This is a genomic window from Deinococcus sp. NW-56, assembly GCF_002953415.1.
GTDB lineage: Bacteria > Deinococcota > Deinococci > Deinococcales > Deinococcaceae > Deinococcus.
The window spans coordinates 795,613-813,327 of record NZ_CP026516.1 but is presented as its reverse complement, the minus strand read 5'-3'; the positions used below and the strand labels follow the sequence as shown (position 1 = coordinate 813,327).

General features: G+C 70.4%; 20 protein-coding genes. 5 read left to right on the top strand and 15 right to left on the bottom strand.

Translation table 11 applies throughout. From position 1 onward, the window contains the following. Nucleotides 1-263 precede the first annotated feature (263 nt). Genes C3K08_RS04170 through C3K08_RS04160 form a run of 3 tightly spaced genes read left to right on the top strand, consistent with a single transcriptional unit; the run spans nucleotide 264 to nucleotide 3,687 of the window. Nucleotides 264-1,172, top strand: coding sequence for an EamA family transporter (locus tag C3K08_RS04170; RefSeq protein WP_104990163.1), 909 nt, complete (start codon nucleotides 264-266; stop codon nucleotides 1,170-1,172). Nucleotides 1,173-1,202: 30 nt separating this feature from the next. Further along, nucleotides 1,203-1,994 (top strand): histidinol-phosphatase HisJ family protein, encoded by a 792-nt coding sequence (locus tag C3K08_RS04165; protein ID WP_104990162.1) that lies wholly within the window; start codon nucleotides 1,203-1,205, stop codon nucleotides 1,992-1,994. Then, nucleotides 1,987-3,687, top strand: a complete 1,701-nt coding sequence (locus C3K08_RS04160) for a DNA polymerase/3'-5' exonuclease PolX (RefSeq protein WP_104990161.1) — start codon at nucleotides 1,987-1,989, stop codon at nucleotides 3,685-3,687. Before C3K08_RS04165 ends, C3K08_RS04160 begins: the two co-directional genes overlap by 8 nt. A gap of 65 nt (nucleotides 3,688-3,752) precedes the next feature. Here the strand turns inward: C3K08_RS04160 and C3K08_RS04155 are convergent, their stop codons facing one another. The 3 genes from C3K08_RS04155 to C3K08_RS04145 are packed head-to-tail and all read right to left on the bottom strand — an operon-like array spanning nucleotide 3,753 to nucleotide 5,798. Further along, nucleotides 3,753-4,601, bottom strand: a complete 849-nt coding sequence (locus tag C3K08_RS04155; protein ID WP_234009157.1) for a cytochrome c oxidase assembly protein — start codon at nucleotides 4,599-4,601, stop codon at nucleotides 3,753-3,755. Beyond that, nucleotides 4,598-5,260 (bottom strand): SCO family protein, encoded by a 663-nt coding sequence (locus tag C3K08_RS04150; protein ID WP_104990160.1) that lies wholly within the window; start codon nucleotides 5,258-5,260, stop codon nucleotides 4,598-4,600. Before C3K08_RS04150 ends, C3K08_RS04155 begins: the two co-directional genes overlap by 4 nt. A gap of 19 nt (nucleotides 5,261-5,279) precedes the next feature. After that, the gene (locus C3K08_RS04145; RefSeq protein ID WP_104990159.1) at nucleotides 5,280-5,798 is read right to left on the bottom strand and encodes a copper chaperone PCu(A)C; all 519 of its coding nucleotides are present in this window, start codon (nucleotides 5,796-5,798) and stop codon (nucleotides 5,280-5,282) included. Nucleotides 5,799-5,949: 151 nt separating this feature from the next. On the opposite strand from C3K08_RS04145, the gene C3K08_RS04140 reads away from it, so the two are divergent. After that, nucleotides 5,950-6,960, top strand: a complete 1,011-nt coding sequence (locus C3K08_RS04140) for a LacI family DNA-binding transcriptional regulator (RefSeq protein ID WP_104990158.1) — start codon at nucleotides 5,950-5,952, stop codon at nucleotides 6,958-6,960. A gap of 17 nt (nucleotides 6,961-6,977) precedes the next feature. On the opposite strand, the gene C3K08_RS04135 is transcribed toward C3K08_RS04140, so the two are convergent. Then, entirely contained in the window at nucleotides 6,978-8,072 is a 1,095-nt protein-coding gene (locus C3K08_RS04135; RefSeq protein ID WP_104990157.1) for a GGDEF domain-containing protein, read from the bottom strand. A gap of 136 nt (nucleotides 8,073-8,208) precedes the next feature. Beyond that, on the bottom strand, nucleotides 8,209-8,868 hold the full coding sequence (locus tag C3K08_RS04130; protein ID WP_104990156.1) for a thymidine kinase: 660 nt from the start codon (nucleotides 8,866-8,868) through the stop codon (nucleotides 8,209-8,211). Nucleotides 8,869-8,948: 80 nt separating this feature from the next. Here C3K08_RS04130 and C3K08_RS04125 point away from each other — a divergent pair, with 80 nt between their 5' ends. After that, nucleotides 8,949-9,794: a hypothetical protein gene (locus tag C3K08_RS04125; protein WP_104990155.1), complete on the top strand. Its 846-nt coding sequence runs from the start codon at nucleotides 8,949-8,951 to the stop codon at nucleotides 9,792-9,794. A 145-nt stretch (nucleotides 9,795-9,939) separates the two neighbouring features. Here C3K08_RS04125 and rpmE read toward each other — a convergent pair whose 3' ends face one another. The 10 genes from rpmE to C3K08_RS04075 all read right to left on the bottom strand — a co-directional run bounded on the left by rpmE (nucleotide 9,940) and on the right by C3K08_RS04075 (nucleotide 17,606). Then, nucleotides 9,940-10,161, bottom strand: a complete 222-nt coding sequence (gene rpmE, locus C3K08_RS04120) for a 50S ribosomal protein L31 (RefSeq protein WP_104990154.1) — start codon at nucleotides 10,159-10,161, stop codon at nucleotides 9,940-9,942. Between the two features lie 58 nt (nucleotides 10,162-10,219). Continuing rightward, complete coding sequence (locus C3K08_RS04115; protein ID WP_104990153.1) at nucleotides 10,220-11,389, bottom strand: amidohydrolase family protein; 1,170 nt, start codon at nucleotides 11,387-11,389, stop codon at nucleotides 10,220-10,222. 20 nt (nucleotides 11,390-11,409) lie between these two features. After that, complete coding sequence (locus C3K08_RS04110) at nucleotides 11,410-12,147, bottom strand: sporulation protein (protein ID WP_104990152.1); 738 nt, start codon at nucleotides 12,145-12,147, stop codon at nucleotides 11,410-11,412. A gap of 39 nt (nucleotides 12,148-12,186) precedes the next feature. Then, nucleotides 12,187-12,945 carry a polyphosphate--glucose phosphotransferase gene (ppgK, locus tag C3K08_RS04105; RefSeq protein ID WP_104990151.1) on the bottom strand — a complete coding sequence of 253 codons (759 nt, stop codon included), beginning with the start codon at nucleotides 12,943-12,945 and terminating at the stop codon, nucleotides 12,187-12,189. 92 nt (nucleotides 12,946-13,037) lie between these two features. After that, on the bottom strand, nucleotides 13,038-13,397 hold the full coding sequence (gene rplT / locus C3K08_RS04100) for a 50S ribosomal protein L20 (RefSeq protein WP_104990150.1): 360 nt from the start codon (nucleotides 13,395-13,397) through the stop codon (nucleotides 13,038-13,040). Nucleotides 13,398-13,402: 5 nt separating this feature from the next. Beyond that, a complete protein-coding gene (gene rpmI / locus C3K08_RS04095) occupies nucleotides 13,403-13,606 on the bottom strand; it encodes a 50S ribosomal protein L35 (RefSeq protein ID WP_104990149.1) in 204 nt (67 codons plus the stop codon). A gap of 144 nt (nucleotides 13,607-13,750) precedes the next feature. Next, a complete protein-coding gene (locus tag C3K08_RS04090) occupies nucleotides 13,751-14,566 on the bottom strand; it encodes a GNAT family N-acetyltransferase (RefSeq protein ID WP_104990148.1) in 816 nt (271 codons plus the stop codon). A 549-nt stretch (nucleotides 14,567-15,115) separates the two neighbouring features. Next, entirely contained in the window at nucleotides 15,116-15,307 is a 192-nt protein-coding gene (locus C3K08_RS04085; protein ID WP_104990147.1) for a hypothetical protein, read from the bottom strand. 28 nt (nucleotides 15,308-15,335) lie between these two features. After that, complete coding sequence (locus tag C3K08_RS04080; protein WP_104990146.1) at nucleotides 15,336-17,252, bottom strand: alpha-amylase family protein; 1,917 nt, start codon at nucleotides 17,250-17,252, stop codon at nucleotides 15,336-15,338. A 90-nt stretch (nucleotides 17,253-17,342) separates the two neighbouring features. After that, complete coding sequence (locus C3K08_RS04075) at nucleotides 17,343-17,606, bottom strand: DUF2171 domain-containing protein (RefSeq protein WP_104990145.1); 264 nt, start codon at nucleotides 17,604-17,606, stop codon at nucleotides 17,343-17,345. Between the last annotated feature and the right edge of the window lie 109 nt (nucleotides 17,607-17,715).

Below are 17,715 nucleotides of genomic sequence, written 5' to 3'. Positions count from 1 at the left end.
TTTGATGCAAGAAGATGCAGATCAGGGCGGTGCGGAGTCGGTTCGGTCGTGGGGCTGCCGGTCCCGGTTGACCCCTCTGCTCCGCAGCTCTGCGGGTCCGCCTCTCCGGGGCACCTCTGCTGCGCAGCCTTGCAAGTCCACTTGAAAGGGAGGCTTTCGTGGGTAGCGTTCTCCCCAGTTTCGTGCGCTTCGGGGCTCCCTTTGAGGGGAGCTGGCCGCGAAGCGGACTGAGGGGTTCTTCCGCGCCGTACACTCCGGAGCCGATGCCCCCCGCTCCCTCTCCCCTGCCCGCCCGCAGCCTGCTCCTGGCCCTGCTGATCACCTTCATCTGGGGGGTGAATTTCGTGGTGATCAAGTGGTCGGTCTCGGACGCCCCGCCGCTGCTGGTCGCCGCGCTGCGCTTCGCGGTGGCCGCGTTTCCGGCGGTGCTGTTCGTGGGACGCCCGCAGGTTCCAGCGCGGATTCTGTGGGGCTACGGCCTCGCGGTGGGCGTGGTGCAGTTCGGGCTGCTCTACCTCGCCGTGCAGCTCGGCATGAGCGCGGGAGTGGCGTCGCTGCTGATGCAAACGCAGGCCTTTTTCACGGCACTCCTCGCTGCCCGCTTTCTGGGGGAGCGGATCACGCCGCCGCAGATGCTGGGCATGGCGCTGGCTTTCGGGGGAATGGCGGTGATCGGGACAGCCTCGGGCGGGGACGTGACGCTGATCGGGCTGGGGCTCACGCTGGTGGCGGCGCTGGGGTGGGCGGTCAGCAACCTGCTGGTGCGGGCGTCGGGCGGAGCCAACGTGTTCGCGCTGGTGATCTGGAGCAGCCTCGTGGCGCCGCTGCCGCTCGCGGGGCTGGCCGTGCTGACCGAGGGCTGGGGCAACGTGGTGGGCACGCTGACGGATTCGGGGGCCACGTTCTGGGCCGCCGTCCTGTTTATGGGGCTGGGCAATACCGTGCTGGGCTTCGGGGTCTGGAGCTGGCTGATTCAGCGGCACGGGGCGGCCCGAATCGCGCCCCTCTCGCTGCTGGTGCCCGTGTTCGGGATGCTGGCGAGCGCCGTCTTCTACCGCGAAGCCTTCCCCGCGCTCAAGCTGCTGGGAGCCGGGCTGGTCCTGGCGGGACTGGTGCTGCATGTGCTGGGGGGCCGGGTCGGGGCGCGGCTGGCGGTGCGTCCGGTGCGGTAAGGCCGCCGCGCACCGCGTACCCTGTCCCCCATGAGCCTTCCCTCTGGCCTCTACGACTCGCACATGCACACGCCGCTGTGCGGGCACGCGACCGGGCACCCGCGCGAGTACGCGCAGGCGGCGCTGGACGCGGGCCTCGCTGGGCTGTGTTTCACCGACCACATGCCGATGCCCGCGTGGTACGACGCGCCGTGGCGGATGCGGCCCGATCAACTGGCCGAGTACGTGGACACCGTGCGGGAGGTACAGGCCGAATTTGCCGGGCGGCTGGACGTGCGGCTGGGGCTGGAGGCCGACTTCCACCCCGGCACCGAACGCTTCGTGGAGCGGGTTCTGGCCGCGCACGACTGGGACTACGTGATCGGCAGCGTGCATTACCTCGGCGCGTGGGGCTTCGACAACCCCGAGTTCGTGGCCGAGTACGAGGACCGCGATCTGGGGCAGCTCTACCGCCACTACGCCGCGTTGGTAGAGGGGGCAGCGCGGACGGGCCTCTTCGACGCGCTTGGGCACCTCGACCTGCCCAAGAAGTTCGGGCACCGCGCCCCCGACGACTCGGCGCTGCTGCGCGTGCTGGACGTGGTGGCGGGGCTGGGGTTGGCCCTGGATTTCAACACGGCGGGGTGGCGCAAGCCGGTCGCGGAGGCCTACCCGTCGCCGGAGTTGACCCGCGAGGCCGCCGCGCGGGGCATTGGGTTCGTGCTGGGGTCGGATGCCCACGCGCCGGGCGAGGTAGGCTCCCACTTCGGGGACGCGCGGGCGCAGATTGCGGAGGTGGGCGGACGCGTCATCACCTTTCAGGGGAGGCAAGCCCGTGGCTGAGGTCACCCGCAAGGCGCTGGTGTCGGCCCTGAAAAGCACCGCCGACCTGCTGGACGTGCTGGGCGAGGAACCATTCCGGGCGCAGGCGTACCGAAGCGCGGCCCGCAGCCTGGAGGCGCTGGACACCGATGTGCCCACCCTGCTGGCTTCCGGCTTCGCGGGGGTGCCCAAGGTGGGCAAGGGCATCGCCGCCGAGTTGCTCGCCTACGCCGAGGGCGGGAGCTTCGGGCCGCTGGAGGACGCCGCGAGCCAGGTGCCCGCCGGGGTACTGGGCTTATTTCGGGTACGGGGGCTGGGGCCGAAGAAAATCCGGGCGCTGTGGGACGCCGGAATCGATTCGCTGGAGGGGCTGCGCGAGGCCGCCCGCGATGGCCGGGTCGCGGCCTTGAAGGGCTTTGGGGCCAAGAGTGCCGGAACCATTCTGGAGGCGGTGGAGTTCGCGCTGGGGGCACAAGACCGCCAGCACCTCTCCACCGGGCAAGCGGTGGTGGAGAGCCTGCTCGCCCGGCTGGACGGCCTGGACCCCCGCCCCGCCGGGGACGTGCGCCGGGGACTGGAGACGGTGCGGACGGCGCGGGTGACTGTCACAGGCACAGCCGACGATGTGCGGGCACGGCTGGAACATGCCGTGGAGGACCTCGCCCCGCTGGAGGGAAAGCCGCTGCTCGCAGGCCGGGTGGATGGCGTCCCGGTGGAGGTGGGGTACGCCTCCGCTGAGGTACGTGGGGCGCTGGACCTGATGCTGGGCGGGAGCACGGCCTACCGGGAGTCATTGCGGACCGAGGCCAGAGCGAAAGGCTTGGACCTCAGCGGACGGGGGCTGAAGCATGGGGACACCCTCCTCCCCACCCCCACCGAGGCCGACGTGACCCGCGAACTGGGCCTCCCCCTGCGCCCCGCCGAGTACCGCGAGCCGGAGCACGACGCGGTGTGGGAGACGTTGCCCCCGCCCGAAGACCTCGTCACGGTGGCGGACATCAAAGGGATGCTGCACACCCACTCGGTCTGGTCGGACGGGGCGGCGACCCTGCCGGAGATGGTGACGGCGGCGCAGGCGCTGGGACACGCTTACCTGGGCACCGGGGACCACTCGCGGGCGGCGAGCTACGCGAACGGCCTGAGCCTGGAGCGGCTGCGGGCCTACGTCGCGGAGATTCGTGCCCTGCAGGGCGCGGGCCTGCCCATCCTCGCGGGAGCGGAGGTGGACATCCTGGCCGACGGCTCGCTGGACTACCCCGACGAGGACCTGCTGACCCTGGACTACGTGGTGGCGAGCGTCCACAGCCACTTCACCCTGGACCCCGCCCGGCAGACCGAGCGGCTGGTGCGGGCGGCCTCGCACCCCCTGGTGACCATCCTGGGTCACCCCACCGGACGGCTGCGGCTGCGGCGACCCGGCTACGCGCTGGATCTGGACGCCGTGCTGGAGGCGTGCGCGGCGAACAGCACGGTCGTGGAGATCAACGCCAACCCCTACCGCCTCGACCTCGACTGGCGGGACGTGCTGCGGTGGCGCGAGCGGCTGACCTTTGCGATCAACACCGACGCCCACGTGCCCGGCGGCCTGGGCGACACCCGCTACGGGGTGGCGATGGCACGGAAGGCGGGACTGACTCCGGCGGGCGTGGTGAATACGCTCTCGCAGGCCGAGTTCCTGACGTTCGTGGATCGGCAACGGGCCGCGCGGAGGTAGAGAGCGACCAATCCAAGCAAGAAGCCCCGGCTCAGGCTGGGGCTTTCCTCGTTCTGGCTGGTCGATCAATCCCCCACCGCAGGCGGCGTTCCCCCCTGCTCGCCGTCCGCCAGCTTGATCAGCCACATCATCAGCTGCACCAGCGCCAGGGCCATCGCGGGCAATCCAGCCACCATCATGATCCACCCGCTGATCTGCTGGTTTTGCAGGGGACTGAGGTCCCACAGACACAGCGCCCCCACGTAGGGCGTGTACAGCACCTGCCGCGAGTACAGCCACACGCTGGCGACCGCCATCATGGGCAGGGCGGCGAGCAGCCCGAACCACCCGCGCGAGCCGATGTGCGCGGGCTGCACGGTGGGCAGGGGCCGCAGCACCACGCTCCAGACCATCAGGCTGCTCAGCAGGTACAGGGCAGGCAGCAGCGCGGCGGCCGTGTTCGTCACCACTGAGGCGTTGAAGCCCGCCGGGACGTTCCAGAAGATGATGACCGCACTCCACACCGCCAGCGCCACCCAGGGGTCCAGCAGCACGCTCAGGAATCGCCCGAAGGGACGGCGCGGGTCAATCTGGATGCCGCGCGGCAGCCCCAGCACCAGCAGCGGCGGCACCACCTCGGCCAGCACCATCAGCCGGGCCATGTAGAGGGCCATGCTGTTGAGCGTCAGGTTCGTCGCCGCCGACTGGGTGGAGAGGATCAGCAGCACCACGCCGAGGCCGAAGAGCACCGGCTTCCACGCCGGCCAGTTGGCGCGGCCCTCCGGGGTGCGGCGAGCAAGGGTATAGCGCCAGAAATACAGCGCCGTCACCGCCAGCACAGGCAGCCACACCAGGGGGTCAAAGCGCAGGGCGAGCAGGTCGGCCAGGCCGGGGTTGAGGTCGGCGGGGGCCAGGGTCATCAGAGGGAAGGTCATGGCAGCGGGTTCTCCAGAACGTGGGTGAGGTCGCGCGTGACCCGCTCCACGTCGGTGAGCTGGGTGTAGTCCCACAGCACGCGCAGCTTGCCGCCCGCGTCGATCAGGTAGGTGGCCGTGGTGTGGTTGATCTGGTAGTCGTCCGGCCCCTTCACGTCGGCCTTCTGGTAGCCCACCCCATAGGCGCGGGCGACTTCCGCCAACGCAGGCTCGGAGACGCGCACCCCGGTCGCCTCCCCGAAGTATTCCACGTAGGCCTTCAGGCGCCCCGGCGTGTCGCGCTGCGGGTCCACGCTCACGAGGATCACGTCCACCCCGTCACGCTGGTCGGCGGGGAGCGCCTGCCGCGCCCGTTCCAGGTACGCCAGGGTCAGCGGGCAGATGTTGGGGCAGTGGGTGAAGCCGAAGAAGAGGGCGGTCGCCCGGCCCGACCCACCGGGCGTGAAGGTCCAGGGCTGCCCGTTCTGGTCGGTGCCCCGGAAGGACGCCGCCGCCACCGGAGGCGTGTAGGCCGTGCCGTAGTAGGGAAAGGGACTCTGCACGCGGGCGTACACCCACGCGCCCCCCAGCACCAGCGCCACCGCCAAGGCCGCCAGCAGCGCCGAGAGGTACCAGGGACGCGGGCGGGGGGCAGCGGGCAGTGGGGTGGAGTCAGTCATGGGCAGGGTCCTCAGGGGGTCAGGGCAGGCGGACGGTGGCGGAGACGGTCAGGGTGCGGCCGTCCCGCGCGACGAGCACCAGCGGAACACGCTCGCCGGGCTTGAGCGGCCGCTTCAGGTCCATCAGCATCAGGTGGTCACCGCCCGGCTTCAAGGCGAGTTGCCCGCCCGCCGGAACGGTCAGACTCTTCACGGCGCTCATGCCGACCCGCCCCTGCGCGTCGCGCCGGGTGGTCATCAGCATGACGTGTCCGGCGGCAGAGCTGCGGGCCGATGTGAGCACCACCGGGGTCTTGCCGGGGTTCCGCAGGGTCATGCCCGCGCTCGTCTCGGTCGCGCCGGGTGGCACGGCGATCACGCTGGCCCCCTGCACGGTCAGGGGCAGCCGCCCGGTTGAGGGAGAGGAAGAAGTCGGCGCCACATGGGTGGAGTGGGCCACCGGAGACGAGGGCTGCCCCGCCTGACTGCGAATCGCGGCGGCGGGAATCACGACGGCGGCGAGCGCCAGGGAGAGGAGCAGGGGGGTGGGTCTGGACATGGGGGTGGGGGGCCTCCGAAAAAGGGCGCGGGAGGAAGCGGGGGGCCAGCAATGGCCGCAGTCTAGGGTGGGGGGAGTCGGCCCTTTGTCCCCGTCCCCTGGCTCCGGTTCATGGGACTGGGCGGGCGGGGCAGCGGCGGCACGCTGCGCTATGGTGGGCCTTGACGTGACGCGCAAACCCACGATTCAGGATGTGGCCCGCCGGGCCGGGGTGGGGGTCGGCACCGTGTCGCGCGTGCTGAACAACCACCCGTCGGTGCGCGGCGCCACCCGCGAGGGCGTGCTGCGGGCCATTGCCGACCTCGACTACACGCCCAACCCGCACGCCCGCCGCATCGCGGGCGGCAAGAGCTACACCATCAGCGTGCTGCTGCCCGTCGTGACCACCGAGTTCTATGTGCGGCTGCTCGACGGGCTGGAGAGTGCTTTTCAGGCCGCCCGCTACGACGTGGCGATCTTTCCGCTGCTCGACCGTTCGCGGCTGGAACGCTATCTGGGGTCGCACACGCTGGCGTACCAGGCCGACGGGCTGGTGATGGCGACCTACAACCTCACCTCGCTCTTGGCCGAGCGGCGGGTCCGCACCGGGCAGCCCACGGTGCTGGTCGACGCCTACGCCGAGGGGGTGGACTGCGCCTACATGGACAACGTGACGGGCGGTCGCCTCGCCGGGGAGTACGCGGCGGGCCTGCCGGGCGACTTGTACGCCGTCTGGGTCGAGACCGAACTCGACCAGCTCTTCACCACCCGCGTCTTCGAGGACCGCCGCAGCGGATTTCTGGAGGCCCTCACGGCGGCGGGGCGGCCCCTGTGCGGCGAGTTCACCGCCAGCTTCGATCCTCTCGCGGCCCGGACGGTGGCCGCCACCCTGCTCGACGCGGCGGCGCTCCCCTGCACAGTCTTTGCTTCCGCCGACCTGCTGGCGGGCGCCCTGCTCGACGAGGCGCACGCGCGGGGCCTGAAAATCGGCGAGGACGTGCGGGTGATCGGCTTCGACGACCAGCCATGGGCGGCGGGCCGGGACCTTACGACCCTGCACCAGCCCGTCGAGGCGATGGGCTTCGAGGCCGCCGGGCTGCTGCTGGGGCGGCTGGGCGGCTACCGTGGACCGGCCCGCGCCCGGCGTTTCGAACCCCGGCTGGTCGTGCGCGGCTCGGCGTAGCGGAACGGGGGCGGGAGTCAAGGGTCCTGACCCGCCGTGGACCCGCCCACGGCGGAGCGCTCCGCGTGCTGCACGCCGTCGCGCCCACGGGCTTTGGCCGCGTACATGGCGGCGTCGGCACGGGACACCACCCGCTCCGGCGGTTCACCCGGCGCGGAGACCGCCACGCCGAAGGACGCCGTGACCCCCCTGACCCCTCCCACGTGCTCGCGGGCCAGCCGTGCCCGCAGGGCGTCGAGCAGGGTCCGCAGCGCTCCCGGCTCCAGCGGCGGCAGGATCAGCAGGAATTCCTCGCCGCCCCAGCGGGTCGCCACACCGCCGGGGGGCAGCAGTTCGCGCGAGAGCCGGGCCGTCATCTGCAAGACCCAGTCTCCTACGGCGTGCCCGTGGGTGTCGTTCACGGCCTTGAAGTGGTCGAGGTCGAACACCACCAGTGTGAAGGGCCGCCCGGCGTGCGCGAGTTCGGCCAGCCGTTCCTCCCCCGCCCGGCGGTTGGCCAGGCCGGTCAGGGGGTCTTGCCGCGCCGCCTGCCGCGCTGCGAGCAGTTGTCCGCGCTGCGCCCCGAAAGTCGCCTGCATCAGGATCATGATCAGGCCGACAATCTGAAACTGCATGATCGACGCCGCGAGGTCCACGCTGCGGGCCTCCGGTCCCCAGAAGAGGCGGTAGAGGCACACCGCCAGGGCCAGCAGGTACGTCACCGCCGACCACCGCAGCGCTTCACGCGGGGCGAACAGCAAAAAGGCCCCGGCGTACAGCACCGGGAACCAGTAGGTGCTTTCGCTCAGCAGCGAGAGGTGCCCGCCCCCGCTGCCCGGCCAGGGCCACAGCCCCACCAGAAAATAGAGCGTGAGCCCCAGCAGCGCCGCCCGCGCGGCCGGAATCAGCCTCAGCCACCCGCGCCGCACCCCAAACAGCAAGCCCAGCAGCAGCGCCGCGAGCAGCGGCAGCGCGATCAGGTCACGGGGGGTGGGGGTGGGCCACTGAAAGGCCAGCGTACCCAGACAGGCCAGCGTGCCCACCCAGGCCAGTTGCCCGAACATCCGCCGCTGCGTCCTCGCCGTGTAGTCCCAGGCCAGCGGGTCGGCGGGGTGGGAACCGGGTTGGGTCATGTATGCCCTCCAGAGGCCGACGATGGGGGCGGACGGGCAACTTGTCCTGTTTCCCCATTGTGCGGGTTGCCGTGGCCCCTGTGCCTTCAGTTGGCTGACTGAACTTTAGCCAAACTTGGCCCAAGAGGGGAAATTCTCAGCCTCCCCGCACTCCCCCCTCACTCCGGGCGGCTGGAGGCGTACCCGTCGGCCGCACGGTGTGATGAACCCGGCAGCGGGCCTCGTAGGCTTCCTGGGCGCCCACGAGCACCACCGGGTCGTCGTAACGGGCAGGCTCTCCGGCAATCAGGCGCTGCGAACGGGTCGCGGGAGCGCCGCACACCGTGCAGATGGCGGTGAGCTTCTCCACGCTCTCGGCACGCGCGAGCAGGTCAGGCATACAGCCGAAGGGCTCGGCCCGGAAGTCGAGGTCCAGCCCCGCCAGAATCACCCGCACCCCGCGGCCCGCGAGGTCCAGCACCAGCGGCCCGAGTTCCGGCCCGAAAAACTGCGCCTCGTCGATGCCCACCACGTCGGGCAGGGTCAGCGCGGGGTCGGAGAGCAGCTCGCCCTCGCCCAGCAGGTGGGCGCGGATCGCCGCCGCGCCGGGCACCGCGACCGCCTCCAGGCTGCGGCCCGCGTGGCTGGCGACGTGCGCCGCGTGGTAGCGGCTGTCCAGCGCGGGCTTGAACACCGCCACCCGCTGCCGGGCGATCACCGCCCGCGTCACCCGCCGGATCAGTTCCTCGCTCTTGCCGCTGAACATCGGTCCGACGATGACTTCGAGGTGGCCGCCGTGGTAGGGGGACTTCAGCACGGGGGGAAGTATGCCACCCCGAAGCGGGCAGGAAGGACAGAGGGTCATGCGTGGGTCATGTTGCGGCGATAACGTGAGCCATGACCCGCCACACGGCTCTTCTCCTGGCCGCCTCCGCTCTGCTGGTCGGGAGTGCCGGAGCGCAGTCCGCGCAGACGGACGAGCTGACGCCCACGCAGTGGCCGGAACTGGAGCGGGCTACGCGGGCCGTCCCAGGATTCGCGGGGCTGGCCTACGTGTGGGTAGACGGTGGAAAGTATCTCGTTCCGGCGCTCACAGACGTGAATCAGGAGGAGAAAGCGCGGGGCTTCCTGCGCGGAGACAGGTTCTGGAAGACGCGGTTTCAGCCTGGCGTGGGGGTGAGCCGGGGGTACCACCCTGCCCGGTTCAGCGGCGTGCAGCTCGTTCAGGCGGCGCAGGTCTTGAAGAAGCACTCCCCGAACCTGACGGTGCGGATCAACACCAGCCGTAACCGCGTGGTCGTGTACGCCCCGCCCCCGACTGTGCAGAGAGCCGCGAAGGCTGCCGGAGTGAGTGAGCGGGTGCAGTCGGCCTACGAGCAACCCCCGAAGGTTGTCTTTGACGTGCAGCCGCGTGTGTTCAGTCTGGGGGCCATCCGGGCAACACCCTTAAAGCTGGGACGCCGACCGGATATCTCCGTCCGTGTGACCAATCCGACGGGGACCCCGGTCATCTTTCACCCGAAGTGTGGGGCGGTCATCGTCCACGTCACGCGTCCCGACGGCAGCCCTGTGCCACCTGCGCAGGGAGCCGTATGCGCCGATGTTCTGGAGGTGATGCTCCTCCAACCTGGTCAGACGATAACGCTTCCGGCCAGTCCGCACTCCGATCTTGCCGCCTTGCCCCCAGGGGAATACCGCTGGGTGGTGGGCGAGTCCACCTTTCCCTTCACCCTGACGCGCTGAGCCCAGTCACGAACAACGCCCCACCCCGTCGGGCGGGGCAGCTCAGCCAACAGCAAAACCCCCAGGGCGGCCTGGGGGTTCATTCGCTGCTCTGCTTCGCAGCTTTGCAAGTCGCTCCGCTCGGCCCCGCGCGGGGCGGCGATGACTACTTCTTGCGGTTGGTGCGGTAGCTGTCGCCGAAGCGCTTGTTGAACTTGTCCACGCGGCCCTCGGTGTCGACGAAGCGCTCCTCGCCGGTCCAGAAGGGGTGAACGCCGCTCCACACGTCCACGTGAATCTCGGGACGGGTGCTGAGGGTTTCCATGACGACCTTGCCCTGGTAGATGATCTTGGTGGGGACGGCCTTGGGGTGAATGTCTTTCTTCATGTTGAACCTCCTCCGTCACGTCGTTGTGCGTGACGGGCAACCGCAGAAGCATAGCACGTCACCACACGAAGCGCTCGTCCCAGGCGTCCCCGCGCCGCAGCAGCGGAGGGCGCGTGCCGGTGACCCGGTGCCCCCCCTTGACGGCGGCCCGGACGATCACGCGGGGGTCCAGGGTGGGATACCGGGTGCGGGCAAAGGCCACCTCGTCGCGCACGTCGAGGCTGCCGCCACTGGCGACCGAGTCGGTGCCCAGCGCCACCTCTACCCCCGCCGCCGCGAAGGCGCCCCAGGGCAGGGTGCCGCAGCCCAGGTGCGCGTTGGACCGGGGACAGCTCACGACCGCGCATCCGGCGGCGGCCACCCGCACGATGTCCTCCGGAGTCACATTCACCATGTGGATCAGGGTGGGCCGCGCCCGCAACACGCCGAGTTCGTCGAGGTAGCGCACCGGGGTGAGGTCCAGTTCCGGCTCCCGCCCGATCACCTCCGCGAAGGTGCCCGGATAGAGGGCCGGGAGGCGGTGCTCCCACAGCGGCCCACCCCCGGTGCGGAAGAGTTCGGGCTCGGCGGGATGCTCCGCGACGTGAATCTGGAGGGGCAGGCCCTCCCCCGCCGCGTACTCGGTCGCCAAACGCATCAGGCGGTGGCTCACCGTGAAGGGCGTGTGCGGCGTGAGGCCCACCCGCAGGCCGCCGGGCCGCTCCATTCGCCGCCAACGCTCCACCCGCTCGCGCACCTCCGCGAAGATCAGGTCGGCCCGCTCGGGAAAGGTGCCCAGCACCTCGAAGTACAGCACGCCCGTCAGGTCCTCGCGTGGGAGGAGCGCGTCCATCACGTCGGGCGCCCACACGATGTCGCCCACAGCGCCCGTGCCCTGCCGGGCGAGTTCGGCGGCCCCCGCGAGCGCCCCCGCCACCCCGCGCTTGTGCCGCTGCGCGATCACGACCTCCGGCAGCCAGCGGAAATACGGCAGCGCCTGAAAGTCATAGGCGCTCATGTCGAGGTGGGTGTGCGCGTTGACCGGCGGCGGCGCGATCACGGCCCCGGCCCGGCGCTCGCGGGCGTGCGGGAAGTTGGCCCGCAGGGTGGCCGGGTCCCCGGTCGCCGCGATGACGCCCCCGGACACCACCACTCCGCCCGGCGCGTGCCCACCCCCGACGCCCGTGTACAGCACGTCGGCGGTGAGCAGCTCGGGGAGGTGGGGGTCGGCGGCAGACATGGGGCGCATTCTGCCGCGCCCTTCCCCGCTTACGCCAGCGCCTGTACCCGCGCCCCCAGCTCGCGGGCCACCGCGTCCGGCCCCCCGGCGAGCAGCGAGGCGGGCACGTGCCAGCGGCCCCGCTGCTCGAACTCGGAGGTGAACAGGCTGGCGAGGCCGGTCGCGCGGCGGTCCACCTCCAGGATCACGTCCAGCCCGCCGCCCGCGCCCGGAAGCATCATCATCTCCAGCTCCTGAATGCGGTACTGCCCGTAGGGAGGCCGGAAGCTCAGCTCCTGCACGATCCGCCCGTGGTGGTACTCGACCTCGCTCCCCGCCAGCGAGAAGCCCAGGCGCTCGGCCGCGCCGATCACGGCCTCCATCTCGCGGCTGGGAAGAATCTGAAGCTGGTCGGTGTCACCGGGGTCGGCGGCTCCCGCGATGTCCGCGTCGGTGACCAGCCACACCGCCGTGCCGCGCAGGGTCAGGGGGGTGCCCGCCGGGACCGGCAGCTGAAAGGGGAACTCCCGCCGCTCGCCGGGCTGGAGGGTAAAGCCCGGCACCACCGGCTGGGTAAAGAGGGTATGCGTGACATAGGTGTCGTCGCTCTTGTAGCGGGTCGCCAGGCCGAGGTTCAGGCGCTCGATCTTCTGCTCGATGCTGCCTCCCTCGACCAGGATCACGCCGGAGACACTCTCGCCCACCCGCACCGCCGGGTTCTGCACCCGCGCATCTACCCGTGCCCCGCCGACGCCGACCGCCGCCATCATCCGTTTCAGAAATCCCATACAGGTCACAGTACGGGCGGGAGGTCCGGGAAGTTCCAGTCAGTGCTGCTCGTGCCCACGGGCGGCGGCCATCATCGCCGCGCCAACGATGCCGGAGTCGTTCTGCAAACCGGCGGGCACCACCTTCGTGCGGGTGGTCTGGACGTGGGGCTGCCACTTGTCGGGCTTCTTGGCGACCCCGCCCCCGATCACGAACAGCTCCGGCGAGAAGAGGCGTTCGAGGTGCCCGAGGTAGGTGCTCACGCGCTTGGCCCAGCCCTTCCAGTTCAGGTCGTCGCGTTCGCGGGCACGGTCGGAGGCCCAAGTTTCAGCGTGTTTGTCCCCCTTGAGCCACAGGTGCCCCAACTCGGTGTTGGGCACCAGCACTCCGTTCTGCATCAGCGCACTGCCGATCCCGGTGCCGAAGGTCAGCACGAGCACCACGCCGGGCACGTCCCGCGCGGCCCCGAACTGCGCTTCGGCGATTCCGGCGGCGTCCGCATCGTTGACGAGGTACACGTCGCGCCCGGTGGCCTCGGTGAACAGGGCGTCGGCGTCCAGTCCGATCCAGGCGTCGTCCACGTTGGCCGCACTCAGGGTCTGGCCGTGCTGCACGATGCCGGGAAAGGTGACCCCCACCGGCCCCTCGTGCCCGAAGTGCCGCACGAGTTCGGCCACCACCCCCTTCACGTCGTCGGGGCGGGCGCCCTCGGGGGTAGGAATGCGATGCCGCTCGGCCGTGAGCTGCCCCGTCTGCGTGTCCACGGGTGCACCCTTGATGCCGCTGCCGCCGATATCGATGCCCAGGATCACGCTCATGGGGTACAGGGTAACAAAGAGTGGGAGGCTGTTCGGAGGGCCACAAAAAACCGCCCCCACGCGGGAGGCGGCTCTCTCATCAACCCTGGGGGTTACTGGTTCCGGGCACCCTTGGCCGCGTCCACGAGGGCGCGGAAGGCTTCGGGTTCGCGGGCGGCGATGTCGGCCAGAACCTTGCGGTTGAGGTCCACCCCGGCCCGCTTCAGGCCGTTGATGAAGGTCGAGTAGTTCATGCCGTGCAACCTAGCGCCCGCGTTGATGCGCTGAATCCACAGGCGGCGGAAGTCACGCTTCTTGTTGCGGCGGTCGCGGTACTCGTAGGTCGCGGCGTTGAGCAGCGTCTGGAAGGCGTTGCGGTACTGCTTGGAGCGGCTGCCCCAGAAGCCCTTGGCCCGCTTGAGCACCTTCTTGTGGCGGCGGCGGCGAATCGTTCCAGTCTTGGCGCGTGGCATCTAACTCACTTCCTCCCAACGACGAGGCCCAGCTTCATGCGGGCCCACTCGCTCTTGGCGAGCACGAAGCCCTTGCCCTTGCCGCGAATCTCGTCGCCGCTCTTGCCGGTGTTCTGATGGCGCTTGCCACTCTTGAACGCCATGACCTTGCCGGTGGCCGTGACCTTTACCCGGCGGGTCACGCTCTTTTTGGTCTTCATCTTGGGCATGTGCTCTCCTTAGTCCAGTCGCGCCCGCCTGGGCGGGGCTTCTGTCTGGGGTGCGGGCCGCTTCCTGTCCGGAAACCGTTGGTCGCCCTGCCCCACTTGACCAAGTGGAAACTATACGCGGGCGGCGGGGGCGGGGGCAAGGGGTCAGCCGGGCCGGAAATACATCTGGGTGGCGACGTGGCGGCTGCCGTTGTTCTCGAAGATGCGGCGCATGGCGTGGTTGCCCTGCTCGGTGCCGCCCCCATGCATGGCCAACGACTCGGCGGCGCGGGCGAGCAGGTGCGCGTGCAGACGGGTGCCAAGGCCCTGGCTGCGTGCGCTGGGGTGGACGCCGATCATATTCAGGTTGGCCCAGCCGGGGCGACCGCTGGGGCCGAAGGCTCCCAGGGCGACCGGCTGCCCATCCGTGCCGGGGAGGGCGACCAGTGTCCAGCCCTCGGCCCATTCCCAATCCGAGTGGCCGAGGGTCTCCAGCAGTGCGGCGATGTCAGGACGCTGGCGCAGATCGTCTCCGCCCTCGACGGCATCGGGCACGAGGGGATAGGAACGGGCCTGGAGGTCGGTCTCGTACATCACATGGACGGGGGCGTCCCTGACCCAGCCCGCGACCAGCACGGCGTCCGCGTGTTGCAGCGGCGCGAGGTCGTCCTGAAGCAGCAGCTTCCGTTCCGGCTCGGCGCGGTCGCGCAGGGCGCAGGCCAGGGCAGTCATGGCCGCTGGGGTCACGTCCGGGCGGAAGCGGGGAAAGATGGGCACCTGCGGGGCCGCCGAGATCAGCGCCGTTCCCTCTATGCCCCGCTCGGAGCGCAGGATCAGCAGGTTCTCCAGCCGGACCCGGCCCGCCGCGAGGTTGTCGCGCAGGATGGGAAGACGTTGTGCCACGTCCAGCGGGTCGGGGTGCAGCGCGAAAAAGTCGGTCAGGGTGTCCAGCGTGGGCGTTTCAATCGTGTACGTGTTCAAGGGGTGACCTCGGTCGGCGAGTCACCGGGCAGGCGTCGGCGCTGAATCAGGGACGGCTCACAGTGACCGGGAGGCGGGCGGACGGTCCGGCGTGATCGGCGGGGGTGGGTCGGTCATGGAAACCTCCGGGGTGCAGCAAGGCTGCGGGCAGCCTACGCGACGGCCCGTCCTCCGCCTCGCCGATCTGCTGCCCGCAGGCCAATCGGCTTAGCTCGGGCTGGACGACCCCGCACCTGGCCTCCGGACCGTCCAGCCCCACCGGCTACCTGTACATGGAGCCGTAGTAAGAGGCCATCCCGTAAAGCGCGACCAGTCCCACCAAGGAAATTAACGAGAAAAATTGCCCGGCGATACGGGTGCTCGCTCGCCTCGACCGTGCTCCCAAGGTCCAGAGCAGGCCCCCCAGCAAGGCCGTGCCAAGCAACACAAGCTCCATTGTCGTACCCTGACGCCCCGCTCGAATGCCAAAGGCGCGGAGGGTCAGCGCTGCCGGAAGTCCGCTCTCAGCGACAGGTTTTCGGAGAGGCCTGCGAGGACAGGCCAACGCCTTCAACCCGCCGACCCCGGCCCCGCGTTGCCGGACCCTGCGCGGCGGATGGCTCCCACCAGCCGTCCCAGAGCTTCGGCCGTCGCCTGGGCTTCCCGACGAACGTCCGGGTCACGGGCGAGGTGTGCGAGACGCTCAGTCGCCCGGCGGGAGGCGTTCAGGGCCGCCTCGACGCCGCTGCGAGGAACCTTCATCCGCGTTTTCATGGTGTCCCCAACCCTATCAAGCCTGCGTCAGCCACAGCGCCCGGTACCCTTCCAGCCGCAGCGTGGGGTGCTCCAGGTGCAAGCGGCTCCCGGTCAGCGCATCCACCGCCTCCGCGCCCAGCACCTCGCGCAGCTCCCACGCGGGCAGCACGACCTCCGCCTCGCTGAAGTTGTAAGCCTGCACCATCACGCCGAGGGGATGGTCGCGCCGCAGCAGCAGCACCCGCCCGTCGGGGCTGGGCATCGGCCAGCTTTCCACGCTGGCGTGCAGGTGGGGCAGGCTCCGCCGGGTGGCGATCAGGTGCCGCAGCCCCGCATTCACCCGGCCCGCCGGGGTGTCCGGCTCGCTCCCCACGCGCCCCGCCAGCTCCCAGTCCATGCGCGGGCGGTGCACCCAGCGGTTGTCGGCGGCGTGTTCGGGCACGTCGGCATAGCCGGAGTCGTTCAAGAGCGCGAGTTCGTCCCCCATGTACAGCAGCGGCACCCCGCCAAAGCCCAGGATGACCGCGTGCAGCATCAGCAGGCGGCGCACCGCGTCGTCCACCCGGCCCGCGTCCCCGGCGTCCAGCGCCGCCTCCAGCCCGGCGAGGCTGGCCGCTGACCCGCTGATGCGGCGGTCGCCCGTCTGCGGGTTGTGCTGAAAGACCAGCCCCCGCGCGAAGGACCCCACGAACTCGCCGCTGTAGAAGTCCGAGAGGAAGTGGCGGTGTGCCGGGCCACTCAACCCCGCGCGGGCGGCATCCTCGTCGGCGATCGCCCAGCCGATGTCGTCGTGGCAGCGGACATAGACGCCCCAGGTCGTGCTCGTGGGCTTGGGCGGGAAAGCCCGCAGCGCCTCGGCGAAGAGGCGGGTGTCGCGGCTCGCCAGGCTGGACCACAGTTGCACCATCAGGCTGTTGTGGTAGGCCATGTCCGAGACGCGCCCGTGGTGTGCGCCGCGCCCCAGGTAGCCCATCAACTCGGCGGGGGCGACGATGGCCTCGGCCTTGAACGCGACCGCCGGGGCCACGATCCGGGCCGCCGCCCGCAGCGCCCGCGTCAGGTGGTGCACCTCCGGCTCGTTCTGACAGGCCGTCCCCAGCCGCTTCCACAGGAAGGCGATGGCGTCCAGCCGGAAGACCTCGACCCCCCGGTTGGCGAGGTAGAGGATCAGGTCCACGAACTCCAGCCACACGTCCGGATTGCCCCAGTTCAGGTCCCACTGATACGCGTTGAAGGTGGTCCAGACCCAGCCGCCCGCCTCGTCGTCCCAGGTGAAGTTGCCCGGCGCGAAGTCGGGAAAGACCTCCGGCAGCGTGCGCTCGTAGAGGTCGGGCAGGGTGCGGTCGGGGTGGATGTGGAAGTAGACGCGGTACTTTTCCTCGCCCGCCCGCGCCCGCCCAGCCCACTCGTGCTCGCGGGCGACATGGTTGAGCACGAGGTCCAGCACCAGGCTGATGCCCCGGCCCCGCAGCCCCCGCGCCAGCTCGGCGAGGTCGTCCATCGTCCCCAGGTCGGGCCGCACCGCCCGGTAGTCGGCCACCGCGTAGCCGCCGTCGTTCTCGCCCTCGCGGGGCTTGAGGAGGGGCATCAGGTGGAAGTAGCGGACCCCCAGGCCCTCCAGATAGTCCAGCCGCTCGCCCACCCCCGCCAGCGTTCCGGCGAAGCGGTCCGCGTAGGCCACGTAGCCCACCATCTCCGGCCCTTGCAGCCAGTCGGGGCGCAGCAGCCGGGCCTCGTCCAGCCGTCGCAGGTCGGCGGGGCGGTCCTGGAAACCGCGCACCAGCACCTCCAGCAGCCGCGCCGGGAGGTCACCCAGGTCGTCGCCGTACACCACCCGCAGGCTCGCCAGCAGATCGTCCCCGTACCGTTCCAGCCGCAGCGCGAACGTGTCGGCGTCGCGCTCGTCGGGGAAGGCGGCGGGGGGCAGAGGGGGAAAACCGGAGGCAGACACGCCCCCAGGATAGGGTCAGGGTGGAACCGATTCCAGCGGCGCTGAACAAAGGGCAGCGGAGGCTCCCCCATTGCCCCCGGTCATCCCCGGTTACTGCACAGCGGTGCGTTCCACGTTCAGATACACCGCCACGTCGTCCATGCTCTCCACTTGCGAGAGGGGCACGTAGTGGTGCTGCCCGTCGGGACTGCCTTTGCGGGTCAGCTTGAGCTGGTCGCCCTCCACATGGTCCACGGTGCCGACGTGCTCGCCGTTCACGTCCTTGACCTGAAGGTGCTCGGCTCCGCGCTCCAGACGCTCGCGCAGGTCCTGCTCGATGCGGCGGGTGATCTCTCCGGCGTCGTTCTGGGTCATGGGGTCAGCGTAGGCCGCCCCCCGCGTGCGGCACATGACAGGACGGTGCAGGCCAGGGCACCGAACGTTGGGCGAACCGTCATTCGGCGGCCCCGGTATGCTCGCTTCC